The following is a 25,789-nucleotide window of genomic DNA, read 5'->3' as shown; positions in this document are numbered from 1 at the left end:
CCGTTCGAGCGGAAACACTTGACCCGCAGGCGTAATAGAAGCATTTATGCGCCCAGCTTGAAAACGCTGCCGTTCATGTCGCGCGCAGCGACAGATCAGTTTGCGAGGACCCAATGGCCAAGACCAACGTCATCCAGATCCGTCTCGTTTCGACCGCGGATACCGGATATTTCTACGTCACCAAGAAGAACGCCCGCTCGGCGACCGGCAAGATGGAAGTGCGCAAGTACGACCCCGTCGTCCGCAAGCATGTTGCGTTCCGCGAAGCCAAGATCAAGTAAGATCGGCTGACGCTCACGGAAAAGAAAAGCGGCCTTCGGGCCGCTTTTTTTGTGCCTGCTCGCTGTCGATCGGGGAGAGGGGCGGTGCAGGTTTCATGCGAGGCCGTGACTCACCCAGTCGACGCCTGTTCCGGCTTGATGACCGGTATCCAAAAAGGGAAGTTGGGGAGCACCCTTTTACGAGCAAGGTTGCCGATGCATATTTCGGCAACGATACGGTAGAAGTGCATGCAGGTCGTTGGGTAAGGCCGCCGTGTTTGATACGGGCACGTGGGCGTTCGTTGAGCCGAGATGCACGGTCATTCCAGCCCGAGGGCGAGAGCATGACAGGACCTGCGCTGTTCGGCGTGTTGTCACGAACGACCCGGCAGAAGAAACCCGTATGTGGTGGCTTTCAGTAAAGCTTTTCGTGCGGGCCATACGGAATGACCGTATCGCCATTGCGGGCCAGATTCAGCATGGCGCGTGAGCGCTCATCCAGCATATCGGCGTCCAGGGCGCGCTCGTTCAGGCTGCCGATACGACGCTTCCAGACGGCTTGTTCAGCGTCCGCATCTTTCTGGGCCTGAAGCGCCTGATCCATCAGATTGAGCTGCTGGTGATAGGCCTTGATTCCGTGGTCGCCCTGAAGCGCGTTCCAGCCGAAATAGGCTGTGAGACCGAGAAACAGAGCCGGAGGGACAACGGCACGTACAAAACGACGGATAGCACGAACGATCTGCACGGGAACTCCATCAATCCAGTCACAACCAGCCTGAGCTAGACTAGCCTCAGCTTGCGATCGCTGACAATCGTGTAAACGCAATGAGGGAGAGAATGACTCTCTCCCCCATGCTTGCGTAGTGCAAAAAGGCTCAGGCGCGTGGGAGGATCGAGCGGCCTGCGTAACGGGCGGCGGTTGCCAGCTCGTTTTCAATGCGGATCAGCTGATTGTACTTTGCCGTGCGATCCGAGCGGGACAGCGAGCCCGTCTTGATCTGACCGCAATTAGTCGCCACGGCGAGATCAGCGATGATCGAATCTTCAGTCTCACCCGAGCGATGGCTCATGACGCACTTGTAGCCGGCGCGATGCGCGGTTTCCATGGCGCGGAGCGTTTCGGTCAGCGTGCCGATCTGGTTGACCTTAACCAACAGGGCATTGGCCGTGTTGCTCTCGATGCCACGCACCAGACGCTCGGTGTTGGTCACGAACAGGTCGTCCCCGACGAGCTGCAGCTTGTGGCCAAGCTTGGCGGTCAGCTCTGCCCAGCCTTCCCAGTCGTCTTCTGCAAGGCCGTCTTCGATCGAGACGATCGGGTAACGTGCTGCGAGATCGGCCAGGTAGTCGATCATGCCCGAAGAGTCGAGATCGCGGCCTTCACCGTCCATCTTGTAGCGGCCATCGCGATAGAATTCGGTGGCAGCACAATCAAGCGCGAAGGTAACGTCTTCACCGAGGCGGTAACCAGCACCTTCGACCGACTTCGAGATGAAGCCAAGCGCTTCGTCTGCCGACTTCAGACCCGGAGCAAAGCCGCCTTCATCACCGACATTGGTGTTGTGGCCCGCTGCATGCAGGTTCTTCTTCAGGTGCGCGAAGATTTCCGATCCCATACGCACGGCGTCCATGATCGTCGGTGCGCCGACCGGCTGGATCATGAATTCCTGGATGTCGATGGGGTTATCGGCATGCTGACCACCATTGACGATGTTCATCATCGGCACGGGCAGGGTGTGCGCGAAAACGCCACCGACATAGCGATAGAGCGGGATATCCAGCTCAAGCGCGGTCGCCTTGGCGGTCGCTAGCGAGACGGCGAGGATCGAGTTGGCACCCAGACGCGCCTTGTTCGGCGTGCCGTCCAGCTCGATCATGGCTTCGTCGATGGCGATCTGATCCGACGATTCGGCGCCCTGCAGGGCGTCAAGGATCTCGCCTTCAGCGAAGGCAGCAGCTTTGAGAACGCCCTTGCCACCATAACGCGACTTGTCGCCGTCACGCAGCTCGACAGCCTCATGGGCACCGGTGGAGGCACCGGACGGAACAGCAGCGCGGCCCTTGGCACCCGAGGACAGTTCAACCTCGACTTCTACAGTCGGATTGCCACGGCTATCCAGAATCTCGCGAGCAATGATATCAATAATGGCGCTCATTTGGGGGCTCCCTGTTTGAACGTTCGAACTTCGGGCATCACAAGGCGTCGAGACACCGGCGCTGTCAACTGGCGTTATGTGAAATGAGGATGGATATTCCGTGAGACCCCTGTCACCGCTTGTCATTTTCCTTGGTATCGCCGGTCTGGTGCCATTTATCACCCTCGCCATGGCGGCTTTGTTCTGGGGTAGTCTGGGACCAGTCACCCATATTGGCGTGGCGATGCTAGCCTATGGCGGCTGCATCCTGTCGTTTCTGGGGGCGGTTCACTGGGGGCTGGCGCTTGAGCAGCCTGCCATCATGCCAGCACAGGGCATGGGAGCGATTAACCGACGCAGGCTGTTCCTCGGTGTCATGCCGTCGCTCTGGAGCTGGATCGCCATTTATGCAGGCGTCGTCTGGGCACCGCGCGGCGGTATCCTGATGGAAATGATCGGCTTTGTTCTGGTGTTGATGGCCGAGCGTGCTGCGTATCGCAAGGGCGCCCTGCCTGCTGGATACTTCCCGTTCCGCGCCCTGCTGACGGCTGTCGTGGTGCTTTGTCTGGCCGCCTGCCTCAGCGCACCGCTCCAGCCTTACACGATCTGAAAGACAGGCTCGCAGATCACGGGGAAATTTACCGAGCGGGCAATGAAGCAATGGGCATGAGCCTGATCGTGCAGGCTTTGTGCCTGCTCGACCGAACTTCCGCTCGCCAGAGTGATGACGGGGCGCAGAACAGCGCTCTCGAATTCACCATCCCCTTGCGCGTTCTCCATCATCACGGCTTCGGCGGCGTCGCGATAGGCCGTCACGACAAGGCCGGCACCTGCAGCAAGACCGAGATACCAGAGCTTGTGGCAGGCACTTAGCGAGGCAAGGAGCAGTTCACCGGGATTCCAGCCCGTCGGATCACCATGAAAGCTGGGATCTGCCGAGCCGTGAATCACGGGTTTGCCTTCCGCCGCAATGTCATGGTTGCGGCTATAGACATGCCATGAGCGCGTCCCGAGTCCGTGATTGCCGGTCCATTCGGTCTGAACCGAATAGACGTGTCGCTTAGAACCCATTGGACTTGGCAAGTCTGTCGAAAGCCTGAAGCGTCTTCAGGAGTTCGCGCATCTCTGAAAGCGGCACCATGTTCGGGCCGTCACTTGGTGCCTGGTCGGGGTTTTCGTGCGTTTCAATAAACACGGCGGCAACACCGATAGCCACAGCGGCACGGGCGAGGGGAGGCACGAATTCACGTTGCCCGCCTGACGCACCACCAAGGCCGCCCGGCTGCTGAACAGAGTGGGTGGCATCGAAAACAACCGGATAGCCGGTGGAGGCCATGATCGGCAGGCCGCGCATATCGCTTACCAGCGTATTATAGCCAAAGCTCGTGCCGCGATCGCATAGCATAATCTTCTCATTGCCAGTCGACGCGATCTTGGCAGCAACGTTGGCCATGTCCCAAGGGGCGAGAAACTGCCCCTTCTTGACATTGATGGCCCGACCCGTCTCGCCAGCCGCAAGCAGCAGATCGGTCTGACGGCACAGAAAGGCAGGGATCTGCAGCACATCGACAGCTTCGGCAGCAGGCTTGCACTGTTCCGCGCCATGCACGTCGGTCAGTACCGGACAGCCGAATTTCTCACGGATACCCGCCAGAATATCGAGCCCTTCGGCAAGGCCGATCCCTCTTTGCGCCTTGAGAGACGTCCGGTTAGCCTTGTCGAACGAGCTCTTGTAGATCCAGCCGATGCCAAGATCGCCACAGATCTCGGCAAGACCGGCCGCCATGTCGCGTGCATGAGCGCGGGATTCAATCTGGCAGGGACCGGCAATCAGCGTGAAGGGGTGCTTGTTGCCAATGGTGAGCGAGCCAAGGGTGATATCATTCATGCGAGGCGAGCCTTCTTGACGGCAGCCTCGATGAAGCCGGCGAAGAGCGGATGCGGAGCGAAAGGCTTGGACATGTATTCCGGGTGATACTGCACGCCCACGAACCACGGGTGATCCGGATATTCGACCACCTCCGGCAGAACATCATCGGGTGACATACCCGAGAACACGAGGCCAGTGGCTTCGAGCTGCTGACGATAGTGCACGTTCACCTCGTAGCGGTGACGATGCCGTTCACGCACTTCGGTCGTGCCATAGATTTCGGCAGCGCGTGAACCGGGCTTGAGCTTGGCCGGGTAGGCGCCAAGGCGCATCGTGCCACCCATTTCACCATGCTCACGGCGGCGCAGCATCTCGTTGCCACGTGCCCATTCGGTCATGAGACCCACCAGCGGCTCATCGGTCGGGCCGAATTCCGTGGAGGAGGCCTTGTCGAGACCAGCCAGAGAGCGGGCGCACTCGATAACGGCCATCTGCATACCGAAGCAGATACCAAGGAAGGGCACGCCGTTTTCACGGGCATAGCGCACAGCCTCGATCTTGCCTTCGGAGCCACGCTCGCCAAATCCGCCCGGCACAAGAATGCCGTCGACCCGACCGAGCGCTGCGATCGATTCGGGATTCTTTTCGAACGTCTCGGATTCGACCCATTCGAGGCGGACCTTGACGCTGTTGGCAATGCCACCATGCAGGAGTGCTTCGATGAGCGATTTGTAGCTGTCGAGAAGCGCAGTGTACTTGCCAACCACGGCAATACGGACCTCGCCATCGGGATGACGCAGCGTTTCGACAATTTTGGTCCAGCGGCTCAGATCGGGCTCGCCATCCACAGGTAGGCCGAAATAGCGCAGCACCTCATTGTCCATGCCTTCCTTGTGGTAGGAAATCGGGCAGGCATAGATGGTGTCGACGTCCAGCGCGGCAATCACGGCCTCGGGACGCACATTACAGAAGCTGGCGATCTTGCGACGTTCATTGGTTGGAATTGCTCGGTCCGAGCGGCAGATGAGCATCTGCGGCTGGATACCGACATTCTGCAGTTCCTTGACCGAATGCTGGGTCGGCTTCGTTTTCAGTTCACCGGCTGCGGGGATGTAGGGCAGGAGGGTGAGATGCACGCACATGGTGTGCGCCGGGCCCAGATCGTTGCGCAGCTGACGGATCGATTCGAGGAAAGGCAGGCTCTCGATATCGCCCACAGTGCCGCCGATTTCGACCAGCACGAAATCATAGCCATCCGTGCCAGCCACGACGGCTTCCTTGATGGCGTCTGTGATATGGGGAATGACCTGCACGGTCGCGCCGAGATAATCGCCACGTCGTTCGCGGGCAATCACTTCAGAATAGATGCGTCCCGTCGTGGCGTTATCGGCCTTTCGGGCATGAACCCCGGTGAAACGTTCGTAATGGCCGAGGTCGAGATCGGTCTCGGCCCCGTCATCGGTTACGAACACTTCGCCATGTTGATAGGGACTCATGGTCCCCGGATCCACATTGAGATAGGGGTCGAGCTTGCGCATGCGGACCTTGTAGCCGCGCGCCTGGAGGAGAGCCGCAAGAGCCGCAGAAGCGATGCCCTTGCCGAGAGAGGAAACCACGCCACCGGTGATGAATACGAACCGAGTCATGGAAGGCTCTCCTACACCGGATCGTGTTCCGAGGGAACGAGAAGAATGCCGCCCGAGGACCCGGGCGGAAGAAATTTTTCGTTCTGTTGCGTTACTGCTTCGCAGGCGCCGCCGGAGCAGGTGTCGTGGCGGGCGTCTGAGTGGTCGCGCTTGTGGCCGGTGCGGCAGGTGCCGTCGGCGCAGGGGGCTGCGCCAGAATGTCGTTGCCTGCGTTCGTCGAGGCGCCGCGGTTCAGTACCGCGAGCAGAAGGCACAGCACCATGAAAACGCCTGCGAGCACTGATGTGGTGCGTGTAAGCAGATTGGCCGTGCCGCGCCCTGTCATGAACGATCCCATGCCCTGGCTGCTGCCAATGCCAAGACCACCGCCCTCGCTACGCTGGATAAGGATCACGCCGATCAGGGCGATAGTCACAAGGAAATTGAGAACGAGCAGCAGCGTGGTCATGTCCGGCTTTCATGTAAACGCAATATATATGCCGTCAGGACGCCGACGAGAGACCTGCCTTTGCGATGCCGAGAAAGGATTCGGCAGACAGGCTGGCTCCGCCGACGAGCACGCCCCCCACACCGGAAACAGCGAGGATGGACGCGGCATCTTCGGGCTTAACTGAGCCGCCATACAGGACCCGTGGTGTTTTGTCATCCGTTTCCAGATGACGACGCAGCACCTCATGAATCAGCGTCATGCGGGATTTGATATCCTGTTCGGTTGCCGCCTTGCCCGTGCCGATGGCCCAGATCGGCTCATAGGCCACGATGCCCTGGAACGTTCTGGGCAGACATTCCACGATCTGACGTGTCAGCCAGGCCTCGGCCCGTCCATCGCGTTTCTGGGTTGCGCTCTCTCCCACGCAGATGACCGGGCAGAGACCGAATCTCTGTGCGGTCACGGCCTTGCGTCGGATGAGGGTGTTGTCTTCGTGATGATGTTCTCGTCGCTCGGAATGACCAAGCAGCACGTGTCTGACGCCAAGATCTGCCAGCATGGGGGCAGAGATATCGCCCGTAAAGGCTCCTTCGGCTTCGGCATGGCAGTCCTGCGCTCCAAGCCCGATGCCAGTCGATTGCAGGATGGGGGCAATGAGAGCTGTCAGGGTAAAGGGAGGGGCAAGCACGACGTCGCGCTGCGCCACAACGGGACTGATTGAGTCTGCAATTTCGGTAGCAAGTTCCGAACCCCGACCGCGAAGGCCATGCATCTTCCAGTTACCCATGATCATCTGGCGCATCATGTATCCTTCAACGATCCTGCATTAACCGGCGAGCGATGTTCCTGCTTAGCGGATGTTTTCCGACCGGAGACAGAGGGGAACGGCGATTGTTCGCCATCTTTGCATCATCTTATCGTCAGATGAGTGACAAGCGTTGCATCGGGCATGGGCGCTTGATGTCTCCCGGGCAAGGGCGCCGTCTGGTCAAGTGAAGCGTGTCAGACTATGGTCCTGCCAATCAATCCCTGGCGAATTGCGGATCCTGGACGCGTATGATTTCGACTTTGCGGCATCTTGTTGTCGATTCCTGGCTTGGGCGCATCATTGCGCTTCTCATTTTTCTGGCCTTCGTTGGCTGGGGCGTCGGCGATATGGTCGGCAGCTATAACGGTGATCAGGCCAATATTGCCGTGAAGATCGGGACCCGACAGATCGGGGCCCAGGATCTCGCCAATGCCATTCAGAACGAAATGCCGCGTGTTGCGCAGCAGATGGGGCTGAGCAATCCGTCCCAACTGACCCCGGCTGTGCGTGAGCAGGTTGCCCAGGGTGTGCTTCAGCGCATGCTGGCCCAGAACGAGGTTCTGGCCCTGGCGGACCGCAACGGCATGAAAGTGCCCGATGCTCTCGTTCGTAACGAGATCTTCGGCATGAGCGTGTTTCATGGCACGGACGGGCAGTTCGACCGCAAGCTCTTCAATAGCAAGCTGAGCCAGATTCATATCACGGAGCGTGATCTTCTGGCGAAGGTGCGTGATGATATCGGTGCGCGTAACCTGCTCGAAGGTCTTGGCAACGGCATGAAGGTACCGGGCTCGGTGCTTGATCAGCTGCTATCCTACAATACGTTTGCGCATCAGGTGGACCTTCTGCGTCTCGACAGCGCCTCTGTCGCCGTGCCGGTCGCCCCCGAGGAGGCACACCTTCGCCGCTTCTATGATCTGCATCCTTGGCTTTATCGTTCGGCAGAATATCGTCATGCCAAGCTTGTCCTGCTTTCGGCAGAGACGATTGCCCGCACGCTCACCATTCCTGATGCCGATCTCAAGCGTTTCTACGAATTCGAGATCCAGAAATACGACGTGCCGGAAACGCGTAGTCTCGAGGTGCTGACTCTTCAGAGCCGGGCGGCTGCCGAGGCCGTTCTGGCAGCCTGGAAAGCCAGTGGCGATTACGCCGCTCTTCAAAAGCAGAATCCGGCCGCAGCAGCTGTCGCCTTCCCCAATGCGCGCAAGGCCGATATCCCGAGCCCTGAACTGGCGAAGGCTGCCTTTGAAGCGCCTTCCGGCGTGATCGAAGGGCCGATCGAGAGCCCCGCAGGCTGGATCGTTTTCCGCGTCACGGCAATCAATACACCGCACAAGACCGATTTCGACCATGCGAAAGCCGATATCCGTGATGAAGTGGCCCGCTCGCAGGCCCCGCAAATTCTCGGTGGACGCGTGGCTTCGTTGCAGGATGCCATAGCGGGCAGCGCGGACCTCGAGCAGATACCGAACGATATCGGCGCCGTGCCGGCTCAGGGGTCGCTCGATGCCCAGGGCCTGACGAAAGATGGTGAGGTTGCGCCTCTGCCGGGGAGCGATGCCATCCGCAAGGCCATCATCGCGCGCATCTTCAGTCAGAAGGAGGGCGAGAAGCCCTCGCTGGTCAACGGCCCGGACGGTAGCGCCTTTGCTGTGCTCGTGGACGAGATCGAGCCCGGTCATGTGAAGCCCTATGACACCGTGCGTGAGCAGGTGGGGCATGACTGGCTTCGCGAGCGTCAGATGCATATGGCAGACGAGCGTGCCACCACGCTCATGCAGGCCGCCCGCAAATCGGGTGGTCTCGATAAGGCCGTGGCGGGCACGACCGATGAAGCTCAGATGCAGAAGGATCTGATGATCTCGCGCATGCAGAATGGTAACCTGCCATCCGCTCTTCTTTCGCAGATTTTTTCGACCCCGGTTGGCAAGACTGGCATGATGGCCGATGGTGACGCGCTGTATGTGTTCACGGTCAAGGCGACCAAGCCCGCAAGCCCTGAGAGCACCAAGGCGCTTCGCGCCTCCATGCAGTCCCAATTGCAGGACACATTGCGCGCTGATGTGCCGGTGGTGTTTGTCCATTCGCTGGAAGGGCAGATCAAGCCAGTGCCGAACATGCCGGTGCTCCAGCAGGCGCTCAAGGCGGGAACCGGACAGGAATGACGACCGAATTTCTCACGCGTATCGAGGCTGCCGACCTTCTGACGCCGGTCGCGGCTTTCATGAAGCTTTCCTCGCTGGTGCCCGCTCAGGCGGGTGGCGGTGAGGGGCGTCCATATCGTCTGCTGTTCGAAAGTGTCGAAGGCGGCGCCGCGCGTGGGCGATATTCGGTCATTGCCCTGCTGCCGGATCTCGTCTGGCGTTGTGCTCATGGCGTTGCCTCAATCAACACGGCGCCGCACGACGCAGGGTCGGTATTTACCGAAATTAACGAGGCACCGCTGGTCTCCCTGCGTCGTCTCATCGATGAAAGCCGCGCCGAGTTGCCGGATTCACTGCCCACCATGATCGGGGGCATTTTCGGCTATCTGGGCTATGACATGGTCCGGCAGATGGAAATCCTGCCGAATGCGCCGCAGGATGATCTGCATCTGCCCGATGGCGTGATGATGCGCCCGGGACTGTTTGCCGTGTTCGATTCGGTGCGGGACGAGCTGCACCTTGCCGTGCCCCTGCGCGAGGGCGGGATGAGCCGCGAGGCAGGTCAGGCCCTGCTTGAGCGTGCAAGCAGGGCGCTCATTGCAGCCCCTCTCGACACGGCGCCTGAGCTGCCGGAAGGCAGCGTTCTCGACGCTCCGGTTTCGACCATGACGGCAGATGCGTTCATGGACAAGGTGCGCAAGGCTCAGGATTATATTGCAGCGGGCGATGCGTTCCAGATCGTGCCGAGCCAGCGTTTCGAGGCGGCGTTTCCTCTGCCTGCACTGGCACTCTATCGTTCCCTGCGGCGTGTCAATCCTGCGCCGTTCCTGTTCCTTGTCGAGATGGATGGCTTCTCGCTCGTCGGTTCATCTCCTGAAATTCTCGTGCGGCTGCGTGATCAGGTCGTGACCGTGCGTCCCCTTGCCGGAACCCGTCCGCGGGGTGCGGATCGCGAAGAGGATGAACGCCTCGAAGCCGAGTTGCTGGCCGATGCCAAGGAACGTGCCGAACATCTGATGCTCATCGATTTGGGGCGTAATGACGTGGGTCGTGTGGCACGCATGGGGTCGGTCACGGTGCCGTCGTCCTTCGTGGTCGAGCGCTATAGCCATGTCATGCATATCTCTTCCACGGTGCAGGGCACGATTCGTCCCGAATGTGACGCGCTGGATGCGCTGTCCGCCGCTTTCCCGGCGGGAACATTGACGGGTGCTCCCAAGATCCGCGCCATGGAAATCATCGACGAGCTGGAAGTGACCCGGCGTGGTCCCTATTCGGGCTGCATCGGCTATGTCGGCGTTGACGGCGATATGGATACCTGTATCGGCCTTCGCATGGCGATCCTGCACAAGGGGCGGATGTATGTGCAGGCCGGGTGTGGTGTCGTGGCCGACAGCGATCCCGCGAGTGAGGAGATGGAGACGCGACACAAGTCACGCGCCATTTTCCGTGCGGCGGAGCTGGCCGTGATCCAGGCCAGCGGGGGTGGTGGCTGACGGGCAGAACCGCCGGAAAGTCAGGCATTGTAACGGAATTTGACCTTCACTCGAGACATCGCCATCTTAGTGCCATGATATTGCTGATCGACAACTACGACAGTTTCACCTTCAACCTTGTCCACCATTTCGGGGCACTGGGAGAGGCCTGTGACGTCCGTCGCAACGATGCCCTGAGTGTTGAGGAGGCCCTTGCCCTCCGCCCGGAAGTCATCGTGATTTCTCCCGGCCCATGCTCGCCCAACGAGGCCGGTATCTGTTGTGACCTGATCGCAGCGGCGGCGCCGCATGTGCCCGTGCTGGGAGTCTGCCTTGGACATCAGGCGATCGGGCAGGTTTTTGGCGCGACGGTCGTCCGTGCGCCTGTGCCGATGCACGGAAAGGTCGACGGCATACGTCATGACGGCACCGGCCTGTTTCATGGTCTAGCCAGCCCGACACAGGCGACACGCTATCACAGTCTTACCCTGGCGCCCGAGACGATACCCGACACCCTTGTTGTCAATGCCCGGTCGCAGGATGGTGTGATCATGGGCGTGCGTCATAGGACCCTGCCAGTCCATGGCGTGCAGTTCCATCCCGAGAGCATCGCTTCAGAAGATGGCCAGATGATGCTGGCCAATTTTCTCAACATTGCCCGTGCTGCACGCCAGAAGTCCCAAGCAGCCTGAATGACAATGCAGTCTGGTCGTCTCAAACAGGTCATGGGTCGGCTCGCCGAGGGGCGGCGTCTCTCGGGGGAAGAGACCGAAGCACTCTTTACCCTCATCATGCGGGGCGAAGTGCCCGGCGAGCAGCTTGCAGCCATTCTCATGGCGCTTCGCTTGCGTGGCGAGACTGTCGACGAGCTGAGCGGTGCGGTGCGTGCCGTCCGGGCCTGCATGACAGCCCTGCCCAATGCTCCGGAAGGGGCAATGGATGTCTGCGGCACAGGGGGGGACGGGCTCGGCACGCTCAATGTTTCCACCGCCGTTGCTTTCGTGCTTGCAGGTCTCGGTGTGCCGGTGGCCAAACACGGCAACCGCGCCCTGTCGTCCCGGGCGGGAGCAACAGACACGCTCATGGCACTGGGGATCGCCCCGTGCGAGGATCTGGACGAGCAGGCGCGCCGCTTGCGTGAGGGCTGTCTGGCTTTTCTCGCGGCCCCTCTGCATCATCCGGCCATGCGCCATGCCGCGCCGGTCCGAGGAGCACTCGGTTTTCGCACGATCTTCAATTTGATCGGGCCGCTCTGCAATCCGGCTGAAGTCCGCCGACAGATGATCGGTATCTACGATCAGCGTTGGCTGCGCCCCGTGATCGAGACACTGGCATCGCTCGGTGCGGAGTGCGTGTGGGCCGTACATGGCGAGACCGATCTTGGCGGAAGCGACGAAATCACCCTCGCGGGCCTGTCGCATATCCATGCCTGGGATGATGGGCGCTTTCTCGATCTTGTCCTGACACCGGATATGGCGGGACTGCCGCACCGCCCCATCGCAGCTATCGCAGGCGGTGACCCCGCCCTTAATGCCAGCAAACTGCTCGACATGCTCTCCGGCCAGGAGGGCGCGTATCGTGACACCGTGCTCCTCAACACGGCTGTCGCCCTGCATGTCTCTGGCCGTTTCCCCATTCTTGAAAACGCGTCGATCGTCCCCACTCTCCTTCGCAGGAATGTCGAGGTCGCCGCACATGCCATCGATACAGGGTTGGCCCTGTCGGCCCTCGTTCAGGCGCAGAAGCAGGCGCCCGATTCTGCCGTTGCGGTGCACCCCTCCCATTTGATCCAGACGTCAGGCTTGAAATGACCGATCATTCGTCCACTCCCACGCATGACACGCCCGCCGGCTTTCCTGATGTCCAGGTGCCTGGAACCATTGTGCAGGAAGAGACCGCATTGCCCGTTTCCGGCGTGGACATGCCGGATGTGCTGGCGCGTATCTGTGCCCGGACGCGCATCGATGTCGAACAGCGCTCACAGATCATGCCGCTCAAGGAAATCACGGCACGCGCCCGCGAGGTGAGTGTGCCTACGCGCGGTTTCGGCCAGGCGCTCAAGCAGATGGCGGCCGATCGTCGTGTCGGGCTGATTGCTGAAATCAAGAAAGCCTCGCCTTCGGCCGGGATTCTACGGCCGGATTTTGATCCGGTCGGCATTGCGAAGGCTTACGAGGCGGCGGGCGCGATCTGCCTTTCGATCCTGACCGAAGGCTCGTGTTTTCATGGGTCGATCGAGGATCTCAAGGCAGTCAAGGAAATCTGCCCGTTGCCGATCCTGCGCAAGGATTTCATCCTTGAGCCCTGGCAGGTGCATGAAAGCCGCCTGATCGGTGCGGATTGCATCCTGATCATTCTCTCGGCCCTGACCGATGCCGAGGCTGCCGAACTCATCGCTCTTGCCCGTGGTCTCGATATGGACGTGCTGTGCGAGGTGCATGACGAAGCCGAACTCAATCGTGCCCTTGCGCTCGACACCTCGCTTATCGGGATCAACAACCGTAACCTGCGTACGCTCGTGACCGATCTGGACACCACAGCCAAGCTTGCCCCGCTGGTGCCGCCCGATCGTATCCTCGTTTCCGAGAGTGGTATCCGCACACTCGAAGATGTGACGCGTGTGGGTGAGGTAGGGGCCAGCGGCGTGCTCGTTGGCGAAAGTCTCCTGCGCGAACAGGATCCTGGCATCGCCGCCCGCCGTCTGCTCGGCACGCTCTAACGCACATATTAACAGCCCGGGTTGTGGACTTGCTCAACGGGACTGGTAAATACCGGTCCCTGAGTTGTGCATGACACAACGATCTGGCCCAGGAGATACTCAGCATGTCCGGCAAAGCCCATAAGGGAGCGGCTCAGCCGCTCGCCGATCACAACGGACCGATCCTGCCACTGGAGACCGTGCGCACGGCATATCGCGATATGCTTCTGCTGCGCCGCTTCGAGGAAAAGGCCGGACAGCTTTACGGCATGGGTCTGATTGGCGGTTTCTGCCATCTCTATATCGGTCAGGAAGCGGTTATCGTCGGTATGTCGCTGGCGATGAAGCCGGGTGACAAGATCGTGACCTCCTACCGTGATCACGCGCATATGCTTATGATGGGCATGAGCCCCGGCGGTGTGATGGCCGAGCTGACCGGACGCAAGGACGGTTATTCGCATGGCAAGGGCGGCTCGATGCACATGTTCTCGCGCGAGAAGAATTTCTATGGCGGTCATGGCATCGTGGGCGCGCAGGTGGCCATCGGCACCGGTCTGGCCTTTGCCAACAAGTATCGCGGGACCGATGAAGTGGGCGTTGCCTATTTCGGCGAAGGTGCCGCTCAGCAGGGGCAGGTCTATGAGAGCTTCAATCTCGCCGCCCTGCACAAGCTGCCTTGCATCTATGTGATCGAAAACAACCGCTATGGTATGGGCACGAGCGTCGAGCGCTCCAGTGCTGCGGCTCACAACCTGTCCGAAATCGGAGCGCCTTGGAAGATTCCGGGCCGCAAGGTGGATGGCATGGATCTGTTTGCCGTGCATGAGGCGGCTCAGGAAGCTGTAGCGCATTGCCGTGCAGGCAAGGGGCCGTTCCTACTCGAGATGGAAACCTATCGCTATCGCGGCCACTCCATGTCTGACCCGGCGCGTTATCGCGACCGCTCGGAAGTCGAGGAAATGCGCCGCACGCGTGATCCCATCGAGGCGCTCCACAAGCTGCTATCCGAGAAGGGTACGACAGACGAGGCGTTCAAAGAGATCGATGCCGAGGTGAAGCAGATCGTCAATGACGCTGCCGAGTTCGCGCAGAACAGCCCCGAGCCTGATCTCTCTGAACTTTGGACCGATATTCTGGTGGAGGCGTAAGTTATGGCCGCTCCTGTTCTCATGCCGGCTCTTTCGCCTACCATGACCGAAGGCACGATTTCGAAATGGACCCGCAAGGCGGGTGACAAGATCAATTCCGGCGACGTCATCGCCGAGATCGAAACCGATAAGGCTACGATGGAAGTCGAGGCGGTCGATAGCGGTATCCTGGCAAAGATCCTCGTGCCGGAAGGCACCGAGAACGTCGCCGTGAACACGCAGATCGCGATCATCGCGGAAGAGGGCGAGGATATCTCGGCGCTGGAAAACGGCCCGGCCCCTGCCCAGACGACCCCGGTTCAGACCGCGGTTGAGGAAAAGGCTCCTCAGAAGCCGCAGGAACTGGTGGCGACACCGGACCGTGAATGGGGCGAGACCTCGGTTATCACCGTGCGTGAAGCCCTGCGTGATGCGATGGCCGCAGAGCTGCGTCGTGATGACGATGTGTTCCTGCTCGGCGAGGAAGTCGCCCAGTATCAGGGCGCCTACAAGATCAGTCAGGGTCTGCTCGACGAATTCGGTGAGCGTCGCATCATCGATACACCGATCACCGAGCATGGCTTCACCGGTATGGCCGTCGGTGCCGCTCTGACAGGCCTTAAGCCGATCGTGGAGTTCATGACCATGAACTTCGCCATGCAGGCGATCGACCACATCATCAATTCCGCCGCCAAGACGCTCTATATGTCGGGCGGACAGATGGGCTGTCCCATCGTGTTCCGCGGCCCGAACGGCGCAGCAGCGCGCGTGGGTGCGCAGCATTCGCAGTGCTATGCCAGCTGGTACGCCCATGTGCCCGGTCTGAAGGTCGTTGCCCCCTGGTCATCAGAGGATGCCAAGGGCCTTTTGCGTGCGGCCATTCGTGACCCGAACCCGGTGATCGTGCTCGAAAACGAGATCCTGTACGGGCAGAAATTCCCCTGCCCGGTGGATGAGGAGTTCATCCTGCCCATCGGCAAGGCAAAGATCGAACGCGAGGGCAAGGACGTGACCCTTGTGGCGTTCTCGATCATGGTCGGTGTGGCGCTCGAAGCCGCTGCCAAGCTGGCCGAGCAGGGTATTGAGGCGGAGGTGATCAACCTGCGCACCATCCGTCCGCTCGATACCGAGACGATCATCAACAGCGTCAAGAAGACAAGCCGTATCGTATCAGTTGAGGAAGGCTGGCCGGTCGCTGGCATTGGCGCCGAAATCTGTACGGTGGCCTGTGAGCAGGCGTTTGATTATCTCGATGCCCCGCCTGCGCGCGTCTGTGGTCTGGATATTCCGCTGCCATACGCCGCCAATCTCGAAAAACATGCGCTTCCGCAGCCTGACTGGGTGGTGGACGCGGTTCGCAAACTGTTCTGAGGGGCTGCGACCATGGCTACCAATATCCTGATGCCCGCTCTTTCTCCGACCATGACCGAGGGTACGCTCTCGCGCTGGCTGAAGAAGGAAGGCGATACAGTCAAGTCAGGCGATCTGATTGCCGAGATCGAGACCGACAAGGCCACGATGGAAGTCGAGGCGGTCGATGAGGGAATCCTCGGCCGTATTGTCGTGCCGGAAGGCAGCGAGGGGGTGAAGGTCAATTCGCCCATCGCTATTCTCGTTGAGGAAGGCGAGGCTGTGCCTGACGTCGTTGAGTCGGCGCCGGCGCAGAAAGCCGCACCTGCCCCCGATACGGCCTCACAGACCGCCGTGCAATCGGCTCCCGCCCAAGCCCCGGCTGCTGCGCCCGCACAGTCTCAGGCCGCGCCGGTGGCTGCATCCCACGGCAAGCGCGTTTTCGCCTCACCGCTGGCACGTCGCATTGCCGCACAGAAGGGTATCGATCTCGCTGCGCTGAAGGGAACAGGCCCTAACGGCCGTATCCTGCGCCGCGACGTCGAGAACGCGAAGCCTGCTGAGGCTTTGGCAACGGTGACGGCTGCGGGTTCCGCTCCGGCTGAAGCCAGGCGCGTGCCGAACTCGTCCATGCGCAAGGTCATTGCGCGTCGTCTCAGTGAGTCCAAGCAGAACGTCCCGCATTTCTATGTCTCGGTCGATATCGAGCTTGATGCGTTGCTTGCCCTGCGTAGCCAGCTCAATGCAGCATCACCCAGCGAGGGTGAGGGGCAGTTCAAGATCTCTGTCAATGACATGATGATCAAGGCTGTGGCCCTGGCGTTGCGCGATTGCCCCGGCCTGAACGTCCAGTTCACCGAAGCCGAGACGCTGCATTTCCCCGACATCGATATCTCGATGGCGGTCTCGATTCCTGATGGCCTGATCACACCGATCATCCGTCAGGCGGATCGCAAGACCCTGCGTGAAATTAGTGAGCAGGCGCGTGATCTGGCCAAGCGTGCCCGTGACGGCAAGCTCAAGCCGGAAGAATTCCAGGGCGGCACGTTCTCGATTTCCAATATGGGCATGTTTGGCGTGCGTGAATTCGCCGCCATCATCAACCCGCCCCAGGCCGGTATTCTGGCCATTGCCGCTGGTGAGAAGCGCGCCGTCGTGCGTGGCGATCAGCTTGCGGTTGCCACTGTCATGACAGCCACCCTCTCTGTTGACCATCGTGCGGTCGATGGAGCACTCGGTGCGAAATGGCTCAATGCCCTGCGTGACGTCGTGCAAAACCCCTATCGACTGGTGATCTGACCCATGGACAAATTCGATCTGATCGTCGTGGGCGGCGGGCCGGGCGGCTATGTCGCTGCCCTGCGCGCCGCGCAGCTTGGCAAGAATGTCGCTGTGGTCGAAAGCACCCATCTGGGGGGCATCTGCCTTAACTGGGGCTGCATCCCGACCAAGGCATTGCTGCGGGCGTCCGAGCTCAATCATCAGTTGCACAATCTTTCCGAGTTCGGCTTTAGCGCCGAAAAGGTGAGCTTCGACATCGAGAAAGTGGTGGCGCGCTCGCGCGCCGTGTCGCGTCAGCTGTCGCGCGGTGTGGCCGGATTGCTGAAAAAGGCCAAGGTCAAGGTTTACGATGGCCGCGCCAAGCTCGCCGGTCGCGATGGCAAGGCGCATGTCGTGGCCATCAGCAAGGATGGCAAGGAAACCGGTCGTATTGCTGCGCCCGACGTGATTTTGGCAACAGGCGCCCGCGCCCGCCATTTCCCCGGGCTCGAGCCCGATGGGGAACTGGTCTGGACCTATCGCGAGGCGATGGTGCCCAAGGAACTGCCAAAGCGTCTTCTGGTCATCGGATCCGGGGCGATTGGCGTCGAGTTCGCGTCGTTCTATCGCAATATGGGCGCGGAGGTGACCATTGCCGAAGTGGCCGATCGCATCATGATTGCCGAAGATGCCGAAATCAGCGCCATGGCGCAGAAGGCCTTCGAGAAACAGGGCATCAAGGTACTGACCGGCGCCAAGGTTGGCCCGCTCGACAAGAAGGATGGCACCGTCTTGACCCGGATCACGACAGCATCGGGCACGACCGATCTTGTTGTCGACAAGGTCATTCTGGCGGTTGGTATTGTCGGGAATGTGGAAGACCTCGGCCTCGAGCAGACCACGGTCAAGGTCGACAAGACCCATATCATTGTCGATGAGTTCTGCCGCACCGGCGAGCCGGGCCTGTGGGCCATTGGCGACGTGGCGGGTGCGCCATGGCTGGCACACAAGGCCAGCCATGAGGGTGTGATCTGCGTCGAGAAGATAGCAGGCCACGATCCCGAGCCGCTCCATCCGCTCAATATTCCGGGTTGCACCTATAGCCGTCCCCAGGTGGCGTCGGTGGGTTTGACCGAAGAAAAAGCCAAGGCAACAGGACGCAAGCTCAAGATCGGCCGGTTCCCGTTCCTCGCCAATGGCAAGGCGCTGGCCATGGGCGAGCCGGATGGCCTGACCAAAACCATCTTCGATGCTGAAACCGGCGAATTGCTGGGTGCTCACATGATCGGTGCTGAAGTGACGGAGATGATTCAGGGCTATGTGATCGCACGGACGTCCGAACTCACCGAGGCCGAGCTGAAGGAGACGGTTTTCCCGCACCCGACAATCTCGGAAACGATGCATGAGTCGCTCCTTGCAGCCTGGGGTGGAGCACTCCACTTCTAGTCATGACCATGCAGCGCATTACCATCGATCATCGCAAGCCAGGCTCGCTTCGCCATCCTGAAAAGGCCAACCGGCCGGACAACCCGATCCAGCGCAAGCCGGACTGGATAAGGGTGAGGGCGCCCAACAGCCCCGTCTATCAGGAAACGCGCAAGCTCATGCGCGATAACAGGCTGGTGACAGTCTGTGAGGAAGCAGCCTGCCCGAATATCGGTGAATGCTGGTCACAGCGCCACGCCACCATGATGATCATGGGGGAGATCTGCACACGCGCCTGTTCGTTCTGCAACGTCACGACAGGCATGCCTAAAGTGCTGGATGCCGACGAGCCACAGCGCGTGGCAGAAGCGGTGGCCAAGCTCGGGCTGCGTCATGTGGTCATCACCTCTGTAGATCGCGATGATCTGGCCGATGGTGGCGCGCTGCATTTCGCCCAGACGATTGCAAGGGTACGCGAAGCATCGCCGGAAACGACGATCGAGATCCTGACGCCAGACTTCCTGCGCAAGCCCGGCGCGCTTGAGGTCGTCGTCCGGGCTCGGCCTGATGTTTTTAATCATAATATCGAAACCGTCCCCCGGCTTTACCCGTCTATCCGCCCGGGCGCGCGTTATTTCCAGTCCGTGCGTCTGCTGGATGACGTGAAGTGGCTCGATGCCTCGATCTTTACCAAATCTGGGCTAATGCTGGGTCTTGGTGAGGAGAAGATGGAGGTGGCACAGGTGATGGACGATTTCCGTATCGCCGATGTCGATTTCATCACGATGGGCCAGTATCTGCAGCCAACGCCCAAACACGCTGCCGTGGCAAAATTCGTGCCGCCTGACGAGTTCGAGGAATTTGCCCGCATGGCTCGCGCCAAGGGCTTCCTGCAGGTCAGCTCAAGTCCGCTGACACGCTCGTCCTATCATGCCGATTCCGATTTCGCAGCGCTTCGTGAGGCGCGACAGAACAGGCTGAAGCAGGAAGCGCTCCAGCCGGAGAGACAGTAATGCCCACCCATGCCGAGCAACGATTGATCGCTTACAGTCCTGAGCAGCTTTTCGATCTCGTGGCCGATGTGGGTGCCTATCCCCAGTTCCTGCCGTGGTGCGTCAAGGCAGTCATCAAATCACGCACCGAACACGAACTGGTCGCGGATCTCACTGTTGGCTTTGGCCCGTTTCGCGAGACTTTCACGAGCCGTGTCTCGCTGGAAAGACCACACCGCATACGCGTGCGGTATGAGAAAGGCCCGTTCAGATATCTCAATAATGTCTGGACATTCACCCCTGACCCACGGGGCTGCCTTGTCGATTTTTTCGTCGATTTCGAGTTCCGGTCGCGCCTCCTGCAGAATGCGATCGGGGTGGTGTTCAATGAGGGCGTCCGGTTGATGGTCTCAGCCTTCATTAAACGCGCGCGTGATACTTACGGGGTATCGTCGCAGCCCGGTGCTGTGATCCGCCAGTAATCACGCGGACGTTTTTCGATTACACCGCAACTGCAACGCCTTCGTTACGTTTCCTGCTTAGAGACGGGTGTGGTTTGCGTCGCAATACGCAAATCCGGCCCCGATATCTGTGTATCAAGGAAGGATGAACGATGAAGATTTCTGCTCTGGGCGCCACGCTGATGGCCGCTACCTTTGCTGTTGCAACCCCGGCATTCGCCAAGCATACGGGCCACAAGGCTCATGCCAGCAAGACTGCCATGCACCACCAGAAGGCTGACAAGGGTTCGGCATCGACCGAAGACCTGAATGCGCGCAGCCTACAGCAGGCCCAGACCCCCGTCCCGGCAACCGCTCCGGCAGCCGCGCCGATGGCCAATGCCACTGCACCGTCTCCGGCCCCCATGCCGATGGACAACAACATGAAGATGCCTGCTTCAACGATGCCGGCGTCTTCAGGTCAGTAATTGATCCAGCGTTCCTTCCCGTGGTTCAGGTGTGAAGTCTGATTGTCATGGGAAGGAACAGCGGCTTTCCACCCTTCTCGGCGTGATGCATCTCTGCTGATACATCTGCCCTTTCTGGTGCGGAGGCTCTCAAACCCTGTCTCGAATGAGGCAGGGTTTTTTATTGCCGCGTTTGCGCGCATTGCGATCAGCCCCGACGATTGGGGGGCATCTGTCGCAGCCAAGGCCGCAGCCTAAATGTTCTGCAATCTGCCTCTCGAAACCCTATGTTTCGTCGTTTGCATTGCCTATATGCCCCCATCATGAGCGGTGTTGATAAAAAACTGGTGCGGGCCTGGGTGCGGCAATATGCGGGGCCAGCCAAACGTGCGGCCCTGCCCGTCGTAGCGATCGGTTGCTTCTCGACATTGGTCGGCATCGGTCAGGCCTGGTTCCTTGCATCGACAATCGGTCGTCTATTGGTCGGTTACGACCCGTCGGTTCCCGGTCTTATCGGGGCCTTCGCCGTGCTTTCCCTGCTGCGGGCAATCTGCCTGTTTGCGCAGGAGCATTATGCGGCCCGCGCAGGCGTTAAGTCGCGCGAACGGTTGCGCCGAACGGCGCTGAGTTCGGTTTTCAATGTCGGGCCAGCCCTGCTGCGCCGTCAGCACTCCGCCGAGATTGCAGCCCTGCTGGTGGATCGTATCGAAGCGCTGGATGGCTATTTTGCCCGTTGGCTGCCCGCCTCGATGACATGGATGGTCTTTCCCGCCATTGTTCTCGTGGCAGTGCTGGCGGTCGACGCCCGCGCAGCACTGATTCTGGCAATATGCGGGGCCTTCGTTCCGGTAGCGCAGGCTGTGTTCGGCATCGGTGCCGCACTGGCGTCACGCAACCAGTTTCTGGCCATGGTGCGTCTTCAGGCACGGTTTCTCGATCGGGTTCGCGGTATCGCGACCATAGTTCTCTCAAACGCAACGGACGCCGAAGCCGCATCTCTGGCACACTCAGCCGATGAGTTGCGCCGACGCACCGTCAGGATTCTGCGCGTGGCGTTCTTTTCCTCGGCAGCCATTGATGTGGCGATGGTCGTGGCGATCATTCTGATCGTTTTGACACAGGGTCATTTCATCCATCTCGTTACCGGCGTTCAGGACCAGCCTTCGACGGGTCATGTTCGACCTTCACCACATTTCGCTCAGACCCTTTTCGCGCTTTTTTTGGTCCCGGAATTCTTTGCGCCTTTCCGTGGATTGGCTCTGGCCTATCAGGATCGGGCCCAGGCTGCTGGCGCGGCTGAGGCGATGCATGGACTGGATGGGGAAAGCTCTGAAGCGGCTCAGGGCGCTGCCAACGCCGTTGTGCCGGGGCCTCTTACGGTAGAGGCGCAGCGTCTGGGCTACCGCTGGGCCGACGATCGGCCCGCGGTGTTCGACGATATTTCCTTCACGGTGCAGCCGGGAGAAACACTGCTGCTCGACGGGCCTTCAGGCGCGGGTAAATCGACCCTTATCGAACTGATCCTTGGTTTCATCCGGCCCGATCATGGAGCGATCCTTTTCAACGGGGAGGATATCGCGACGATGCGGGGGGCAGATATCGCCCGCCATCTTGCCTGGATTGGGCAGAAGCCTGTCATCTTCGCCGGTACCCTGCGCGACAATCTGCTTTTCGCCCGACCAGACGCAAATCAGGCGGCCCTAGATGTGGCCATCAAAGCTTCAGCGGTCGACACTTTTCTGCAGGACCTGCCGATGGGGCTGGATACCGAGATTGGCGAGGGAGGTTTCGGCCTTTCCGGAGGGCAGGCCCAGCGTGTGGCCATTGCGCGAGCCTATCTGAAGGATGCGCCGCTCCTGTTGCTGGACGAGCCAACGGCGCATCTCGATCCGGATACAGAGCGCAGTATCATTGCGGCCCTTCATGATCTGGCAAAAGGCCGGACGGTTATTCTGAGCAGTCATTCTGCTGCCATGCAGGCTTTCGCAACCATCAAGCTGCGCCTCGGTCCATCACCTTCAGCCATGAAACCGAGTACGTCCACGGTCCGTGTGAGATCGGAGATTCCCGCATGACCATGAGAGCGTCTCATCCTTCGCCCTCTGCTACGCCAAGTGTCGGGCAGGCTCTCGGGATCATTCTTCGGGTTTGGCGGCCCTACGGCGGCCGTTTGCTACTTGGCCTGATCCTCTCCGCACTCGCCCTGCTGAGCGGCATGGCGCTGATGTGGAATGCAGGGGCCAGAGTGACCTCGCTTGCGCTCGGAATGGGCGCTGGGCTCGGTTTGCTGAGGGCGTTCGGTGGTGCGCGTATCGTGCTGCGCTATGCCGAGCGCCTGTTTGCCCATGATGCCATGTTCCGCGCCCTTGCGGCGCTCCGGGTGTGGTTCTTCCGCACTCTCGCTTCCGGCGCTGCGGCAGGTCTTGGCTTTCGGCGCGCGGGTGATCTGCTGAATCGTCTCGTCGGCGATGTCGAACTGCTCGATAATCTTTATCTGCGTATCGCCATGCCCATGCTGGGTATCGCGCTGTCCCTGCCGGTCATTGCACTTGTTGCAGGCTATGCAAACTGGCGTTTCGGGCTGGCGTTGTCCGGTCTTTTTCTTGTCGCGGCCTGTGTCGTACCGGTCGTATCCGCTCGGCGCGCTGCATCACGCAGTGCAGTCATTCTCCATGCAGAATCGTCCTTGCGCGTCGCTGCGGTCGATCTGGCAACTGGCCTGCGCGAGGCACGGGCATTTGGCGGTGAGAGCCGTCTTGCGGAGCGCCTGACGGCCGAGGAGGCGCGGCTTCATGATGCCCAGCTGGATCAGGCGCGCGCCATGGCTGGTGCAGGGGCCGTGTCCTATCTATGCGGTCAGGCAGCGCTTGTACTGATCCTTATAGGTCTTGCCGGGTTCGGAAAGCTGACCCTCGATTACGTTTCCGGCATAGCGCTCATATTCCTTACCGGAATGATTTTCGAGAGCATCGGCACGTTGGCGCGCACCAGTGTGCTGGCGACGCAGGTTGGGCAGGCGGCCCAGCGTGTTGTCGAGGTTTCCGAGGCGAAACCGAGCGCGGCAGGCACTCACTGCCCGGCGCCTGAGGCTGGCGACCTTGTGCTGCGCGATGTGACCTTCGGGTGGGATCCGGCACGTGCGCCTGTCTTAAAAGGCGTCGATTTCACCATAAGAGCAGGCGAGCATATCGCTCTGGTCGGGCCGTCAGGCGCAGGAAAATCCAGCCTTGCAGCGCTGCTGCTCAAGGTGGCACGTCCGCAATCCGGACAAATCCTGTTTGGCGGTCATGATCTTTCAACGATCGATACAACGAGCCTGCGCGGACAGATCGGATGGCTGTCCCAATCGACCCATCTGTTTGCCGATACCATACGGAACAACCTGCTTCTCGGTCGTGAGGGTGTGAGCGATGAGGCCCTTTGGGCGGCCCTGGAGCGCGCCGAAATGGCCGAGACTGTGCAAGCCCTGCCCGATGGGCTTGATTCCTGGGTGGGCGAGGGCGGAACACGGCTGTCAGGCGGGCAGGGGCGTCGCATCGCTCTGGCCCGAACACTCCTGCGCGACACACCGATTGTCATTCTTGATGAGCCTGCGACGGGGCTCGACAGCGTGACCGAGCGCGCCTTTCTGCGAACGCTGGGTCGCACGATGCAGGGGCGCACTGTCATCCTCATTGTGCATCGTCTGACGGGGCTTGAAAACCTCGACCGGGCCTGGCGTATCGAGACCGGGACCCTCGCGCCATTGCCGCTCTAGGAAGCAAGTTGGGGCGTCTGCTTGACGGGCGGTAAGCCACAAGGCAGTGACATCGTCACGGCCCCGTGGATGTCACGGCGATTCGAGAAGGAAATAAAGATGCGTCGTCTGCCTGTGATGTTGTCGGTGTTCGCCCTGACGGGTCTCTCTGCCTGTAATGGCGGTGCAGATCGCGACCGTTACCCTGTTTTCTTCGAACCCGCCTCGACCACTGTTTCGGCCAGTGCCCAGAACATCATCGATCAGGCTGCTGCCGACGCGCGCGACACGCAGGCCAAGACGATTGAAGTGATCGGTCACGCCGGTGCCCACGGCAACCTCTCCGCCGATGAAATGCTGTCCGTCGAGCGTGCGAAGGTTGTCGCAGCAGCTCTGACAAAGGCCGGTGTCGGCGCCGCCCAGATTACCCAGATGGCGCGTCCGCCCAAGAATAACGAGGATGCCGCTGTGGCCTCGCGCGTGGTGACGATTGAAGTCGATCCTTCCACGCATTGAGAAGCTCCATCTGAACCTTGGATTTAACTGACCTCTCATCAATCGTCTCCGACGAACGCGAAACGCCCGACGCGGTACTGAACCGCGTTTTCGGCTTCTCGAGTTTCCGGGGGCAGCAGGCAGAGGTCATCGAAGCGGTCATGAATGGCGAGGATGTGCTCGTCATCATGCCCACAGGCGGGGGCAAGAGCCTTTGCTATCAGGTTCCCGCCCTGTGCCGACCCGGTATGGGTATCGTGATCTCACCCCTGATTGCGTTGATGGACGATCAGGTGGCGGCATTGCGGCAGCTCGGCGTCAATGCAGCAGCTTTGCACTCCGAGCTCGATCCGGACCGGCTTGAGCGCATACGCAGCGATCTGCGCGATGGTCGGCTCGATATCCTCTATATCTCGCCCGAGAGGCTGGTATCACCCGGTACAGCGCGCTGGCTCGCACGTAACCCGGTATCGGTCCTTGCGATCGACGAGGCCCATTGCGTCTCGGCATGGGGCCATGAATTTCGTCCCGAATATCGGGCCCTGGCGGATCTGCCAGAGATCTTCCCCGGCGTTCCCCGTATCGCCCTGACGGCCACAGCCGACTCACGAACGCAGGATGATATCCTGCTGGCGCTGGGCATGCCGCAGGCGCGTCGTCTCACATCGAGTTTCCATCGTCCCAATCTGTTCCTTGCAGCCTCTCCAAAGGGCTCCGAGACGAAGCAGGTGCAGGACGCACTCACCCGGCATCGCGACGATGCCTCGATTGTCTATTGTGGCAGCCGCAATCGCACGGAGCGCATGGCGAAAAGCCTGCGTGAGAGAGGCTTCAACGCCTTGCCGTTTCACGCTGGCCTGTCGCCACAGGAAAAACACGCAACGCTTCTGCGGTTTCGCAGTGGCGAGCCAATGGTCATCGTCGCGACAGTAGCCTTCGGTATGGGCATCGACCGCCCGGATGTCCGCTGTGTGGTCCATCTGGACATGCCTGCGTCGCCCGAGGCCTATTATCAGCAGATTGGTCGG

At 60.4% G+C, this 25,789-nt stretch carries 25 protein-coding genes; 18 read left to right on the top strand and 7 right to left on the bottom strand.

The features are described 5' to 3' along the window. Nucleotides 1-113 precede the first annotated feature (113 nt). Nucleotides 114-281: a 50S ribosomal protein L33 gene (gene rpmG, locus P792_RS21875; RefSeq protein ID WP_023977387.1), complete on the top strand. Its 168-nt coding sequence runs from the start codon at nucleotides 114-116 to the stop codon at nucleotides 279-281. A gap of 394 nt (nucleotides 282-675) precedes the next feature. Here rpmG and P792_RS21870 read toward each other — a convergent pair whose 3' ends face one another. Further along, a complete protein-coding gene (locus tag P792_RS21870; protein WP_023977386.1) occupies nucleotides 676-1,005 on the bottom strand; it encodes a septum formation initiator family protein in 330 nt (109 codons plus the stop codon). 130 nt (nucleotides 1,006-1,135) lie between these two features. After that, complete coding sequence (eno, locus tag P792_RS21865) at nucleotides 1,136-2,416, bottom strand: phosphopyruvate hydratase (RefSeq protein WP_023977385.1); 1,281 nt, start codon at nucleotides 2,414-2,416, stop codon at nucleotides 1,136-1,138. A 100-nt stretch (nucleotides 2,417-2,516) separates the two neighbouring features. On the opposite strand from eno, the gene P792_RS21860 reads away from it, so the two are divergent. Next, nucleotides 2,517-3,005: a DUF3429 domain-containing protein gene (locus tag P792_RS21860; RefSeq protein ID WP_023977384.1), complete on the top strand. Its 489-nt coding sequence runs from the start codon at nucleotides 2,517-2,519 to the stop codon at nucleotides 3,003-3,005. Here the strand turns inward: P792_RS21860 and P792_RS21855 are convergent. The 5 genes from P792_RS21855 to tpiA form a co-directional block, all read right to left on the bottom strand. Continuing rightward, complete coding sequence (locus tag P792_RS21855) at nucleotides 2,993-3,466, bottom strand: OsmC family protein (RefSeq protein ID WP_023977383.1); 474 nt, start codon at nucleotides 3,464-3,466, stop codon at nucleotides 2,993-2,995. The two genes, P792_RS21860 and P792_RS21855, sit on opposite strands and share 13 nt — an antisense overlap. Further along, nucleotides 3,456-4,283, bottom strand: coding sequence for a 3-deoxy-8-phosphooctulonate synthase (gene kdsA / locus P792_RS21850; protein ID WP_031239902.1), 828 nt, complete (start codon nucleotides 4,281-4,283; stop codon nucleotides 3,456-3,458). Before kdsA ends, P792_RS21855 begins: the two co-directional genes overlap by 11 nt. Next, nucleotides 4,280-5,911: a CTP synthase gene (locus P792_RS21845; RefSeq protein WP_023977381.1), complete on the bottom strand. Its 1,632-nt coding sequence runs from the start codon at nucleotides 5,909-5,911 to the stop codon at nucleotides 4,280-4,282. Before P792_RS21845 ends, kdsA begins: the two co-directional genes overlap by 4 nt. A gap of 91 nt (nucleotides 5,912-6,002) precedes the next feature. Then, the gene (gene secG / locus P792_RS21840) at nucleotides 6,003-6,359 is read right to left on the bottom strand and encodes a preprotein translocase subunit SecG (protein ID WP_023977380.1); all 357 of its coding nucleotides are present in this window, start codon (nucleotides 6,357-6,359) and stop codon (nucleotides 6,003-6,005) included. Between the two features lie 34 nt (nucleotides 6,360-6,393). Beyond that, a complete protein-coding gene (gene tpiA / locus P792_RS21835) occupies nucleotides 6,394-7,143 on the bottom strand; it encodes a triose-phosphate isomerase (RefSeq protein ID WP_023977379.1) in 750 nt (249 codons plus the stop codon). Between the two features lie 254 nt (nucleotides 7,144-7,397). On the opposite strand from tpiA, the gene P792_RS21830 reads away from it, so the two are divergent. The 16 genes from P792_RS21830 to P792_RS38135 form a co-directional block, all read left to right on the top strand. Continuing rightward, nucleotides 7,398-9,317, top strand: a complete 1,920-nt coding sequence (locus P792_RS21830) for a peptidylprolyl isomerase (protein ID WP_023977378.1) — start codon at nucleotides 7,398-7,400, stop codon at nucleotides 9,315-9,317. Then, nucleotides 9,314-10,792: an anthranilate synthase component I family protein gene (locus P792_RS21825; protein ID WP_023977377.1), complete on the top strand. Its 1,479-nt coding sequence runs from the start codon at nucleotides 9,314-9,316 to the stop codon at nucleotides 10,790-10,792. The genes P792_RS21830 and P792_RS21825 overlap by 4 nt, the downstream gene beginning before the upstream one ends. A 74-nt stretch (nucleotides 10,793-10,866) precedes the next feature. After that, nucleotides 10,867-11,463, top strand: a complete 597-nt coding sequence (locus tag P792_RS21820; RefSeq protein WP_023977376.1) for an aminodeoxychorismate/anthranilate synthase component II — start codon at nucleotides 10,867-10,869, stop codon at nucleotides 11,461-11,463. Beyond that, a complete protein-coding gene (trpD, locus tag P792_RS21815) occupies nucleotides 11,464-12,582 on the top strand; it encodes an anthranilate phosphoribosyltransferase (RefSeq protein WP_023977375.1) in 1,119 nt (372 codons plus the stop codon). It begins immediately after the preceding gene. Beyond that, nucleotides 12,579-13,490, top strand: a complete 912-nt coding sequence (trpC, locus tag P792_RS21810; RefSeq protein ID WP_031239899.1) for an indole-3-glycerol phosphate synthase TrpC — start codon at nucleotides 12,579-12,581, stop codon at nucleotides 13,488-13,490. Before trpD ends, trpC begins: the two co-directional genes overlap by 4 nt. Before the next feature lie 104 nt (nucleotides 13,491-13,594). Then, on the top strand, nucleotides 13,595-14,617 hold the full coding sequence (gene pdhA, locus P792_RS21805) for a pyruvate dehydrogenase (acetyl-transferring) E1 component subunit alpha (protein WP_023977373.1): 1,023 nt from the start codon (nucleotides 13,595-13,597) through the stop codon (nucleotides 14,615-14,617). 3 nt (nucleotides 14,618-14,620) lie between these two features. Continuing rightward, on the top strand, nucleotides 14,621-15,967 hold the full coding sequence (locus P792_RS21800) for a pyruvate dehydrogenase complex E1 component subunit beta (RefSeq protein ID WP_023977372.1): 1,347 nt from the start codon (nucleotides 14,621-14,623) through the stop codon (nucleotides 15,965-15,967). Nucleotides 15,968-15,979: 12 nt separating this feature from the next. Further along, the gene (locus P792_RS21795; protein ID WP_023977371.1) at nucleotides 15,980-17,245 is read left to right on the top strand and encodes a pyruvate dehydrogenase complex dihydrolipoamide acetyltransferase; all 1,266 of its coding nucleotides are present in this window, start codon (nucleotides 15,980-15,982) and stop codon (nucleotides 17,243-17,245) included. 3 nt (nucleotides 17,246-17,248) lie between these two features. Then, on the top strand, nucleotides 17,249-18,652 hold the full coding sequence (gene lpdA / locus P792_RS21790; protein ID WP_023977370.1) for a dihydrolipoyl dehydrogenase: 1,404 nt from the start codon (nucleotides 17,249-17,251) through the stop codon (nucleotides 18,650-18,652). A gap of 8 nt (nucleotides 18,653-18,660) precedes the next feature. Continuing rightward, nucleotides 18,661-19,644, top strand: coding sequence for a lipoyl synthase (gene lipA / locus P792_RS21785; RefSeq protein WP_369794189.1), 984 nt, complete (start codon nucleotides 18,661-18,663; stop codon nucleotides 19,642-19,644). After that, the gene (locus P792_RS21780) at nucleotides 19,644-20,105 is read left to right on the top strand and encodes a type II toxin-antitoxin system RatA family toxin (protein ID WP_023977368.1); all 462 of its coding nucleotides are present in this window, start codon (nucleotides 19,644-19,646) and stop codon (nucleotides 20,103-20,105) included. Before lipA ends, P792_RS21780 begins: the two co-directional genes overlap by 1 nt. A gap of 131 nt (nucleotides 20,106-20,236) precedes the next feature. Next, the gene (locus tag P792_RS21775) at nucleotides 20,237-20,551 is read left to right on the top strand and encodes a hypothetical protein (RefSeq protein ID WP_023977367.1); all 315 of its coding nucleotides are present in this window, start codon (nucleotides 20,237-20,239) and stop codon (nucleotides 20,549-20,551) included. A 302-nt stretch (nucleotides 20,552-20,853) separates the two neighbouring features. Then, nucleotides 20,854-22,605, top strand: coding sequence for a thiol reductant ABC exporter subunit CydD (cydD, locus tag P792_RS21770; protein ID WP_023977366.1), 1,752 nt, complete (start codon nucleotides 20,854-20,856; stop codon nucleotides 22,603-22,605). Continuing rightward, nucleotides 22,602-24,287: a thiol reductant ABC exporter subunit CydC gene (gene cydC / locus P792_RS21765; protein ID WP_023977365.1), complete on the top strand. Its 1,686-nt coding sequence runs from the start codon at nucleotides 22,602-22,604 to the stop codon at nucleotides 24,285-24,287. Before cydD ends, cydC begins: the two co-directional genes overlap by 4 nt. A 99-nt stretch (nucleotides 24,288-24,386) precedes the next feature. Beyond that, nucleotides 24,387-24,782 (top strand): OmpA family protein, encoded by a 396-nt coding sequence (locus tag P792_RS21760; RefSeq protein WP_023977364.1) that lies wholly within the window; start codon nucleotides 24,387-24,389, stop codon nucleotides 24,780-24,782. Between the two features lie 17 nt (nucleotides 24,783-24,799). Next, nucleotides 24,800-25,789: ATP-dependent DNA helicase RecQ (locus tag P792_RS38135; protein WP_023977363.1), on the top strand; the 990-nt coding region annotated here is incomplete at its 3' end.

Source organism: Asaia sp. SF2.1, assembly GCF_000505765.1.
In the GTDB taxonomy this organism is placed as follows: Bacteria; Pseudomonadota; Alphaproteobacteria; order Acetobacterales; family Acetobacteraceae; genus Asaia; species Asaia bogorensis.
This window is presented reverse-complemented; position numbering and strand designations above follow the sequence as displayed.

Excerpts from the sequence above, each read along its gene's own strand:
- cydC (WP_023977365.1), top strand. The coding sequence starts at position 22,602 with ATGACCATGAGAGCGTCTCATCCTTCGCCCTCTGCTACGCCAAGTGTC.
- P792_RS21780 (WP_023977368.1), top strand. The coding sequence starts at position 19,644 with ATGCCCACCCATGCCGAGCAACGATTGATCGCTTACAGTCCTGAGCAG.
- cydD (WP_023977366.1), top strand. The coding sequence starts at position 20,854 with ATGAGCGGTGTTGATAAAAAACTGGTGCGGGCCTGGGTGCGGCAATAT.
- rpmG (WP_023977387.1), top strand. The coding sequence starts at position 114 with ATGGCCAAGACCAACGTCATCCAGATCCGTCTCGTTTCGACCGCGGAT.
- P792_RS21795 (WP_023977371.1), top strand. The coding sequence starts at position 15,980 with ATGGCTACCAATATCCTGATGCCCGCTCTTTCTCCGACCATGACCGAG.
- secG (WP_023977380.1), bottom strand. The coding sequence starts at position 6,359 with ATGACCACGCTGCTGCTCGTTCTCAATTTCCTTGTGACTATCGCCCTG.
- kdsA (WP_031239902.1), bottom strand. The coding sequence starts at position 4,283 with ATGAATGATATCACCCTTGGCTCGCTCACCATTGGCAACAAGCACCCC.
- P792_RS21830 (WP_023977378.1), top strand. The coding sequence starts at position 7,398 with ATGATTTCGACTTTGCGGCATCTTGTTGTCGATTCCTGGCTTGGGCGC.
- lipA (WP_369794189.1), top strand. The coding sequence starts at position 18,661 with ATGCAGCGCATTACCATCGATCATCGCAAGCCAGGCTCGCTTCGCCAT.
- eno (WP_023977385.1), bottom strand. The coding sequence starts at position 2,416 with ATGAGCGCCATTATTGATATCATTGCTCGCGAGATTCTGGATAGCCGT.
- P792_RS21845 (WP_023977381.1), bottom strand. The coding sequence starts at position 5,911 with ATGACTCGGTTCGTATTCATCACCGGTGGCGTGGTTTCCTCTCTCGGC.
- trpD (WP_023977375.1), top strand. The coding sequence starts at position 11,464 with ATGACAATGCAGTCTGGTCGTCTCAAACAGGTCATGGGTCGGCTCGCC.
- trpC (WP_031239899.1), top strand. The coding sequence starts at position 12,579 with ATGACCGATCATTCGTCCACTCCCACGCATGACACGCCCGCCGGCTTT.
- P792_RS21855 (WP_023977383.1), bottom strand. The coding sequence starts at position 3,466 with ATGGGTTCTAAGCGACACGTCTATTCGGTTCAGACCGAATGGACCGGC.
- P792_RS21825 (WP_023977377.1), top strand. The coding sequence starts at position 9,314 with ATGACGACCGAATTTCTCACGCGTATCGAGGCTGCCGACCTTCTGACG.
- tpiA (WP_023977379.1), bottom strand. The coding sequence starts at position 7,143 with ATGCGCCAGATGATCATGGGTAACTGGAAGATGCATGGCCTTCGCGGT.
- pdhA (WP_023977373.1), top strand. The coding sequence starts at position 13,595 with ATGTCCGGCAAAGCCCATAAGGGAGCGGCTCAGCCGCTCGCCGATCAC.
- P792_RS21760 (WP_023977364.1), top strand. The coding sequence starts at position 24,387 with ATGCGTCGTCTGCCTGTGATGTTGTCGGTGTTCGCCCTGACGGGTCTC.
- lpdA (WP_023977370.1), top strand. The coding sequence starts at position 17,249 with ATGGACAAATTCGATCTGATCGTCGTGGGCGGCGGGCCGGGCGGCTAT.
- P792_RS21820 (WP_023977376.1), top strand. The coding sequence starts at position 10,867 with ATGATATTGCTGATCGACAACTACGACAGTTTCACCTTCAACCTTGTC.
- P792_RS21775 (WP_023977367.1), top strand. The coding sequence starts at position 20,237 with ATGAAGATTTCTGCTCTGGGCGCCACGCTGATGGCCGCTACCTTTGCT.
- P792_RS21800 (WP_023977372.1), top strand. The coding sequence starts at position 14,621 with ATGGCCGCTCCTGTTCTCATGCCGGCTCTTTCGCCTACCATGACCGAA.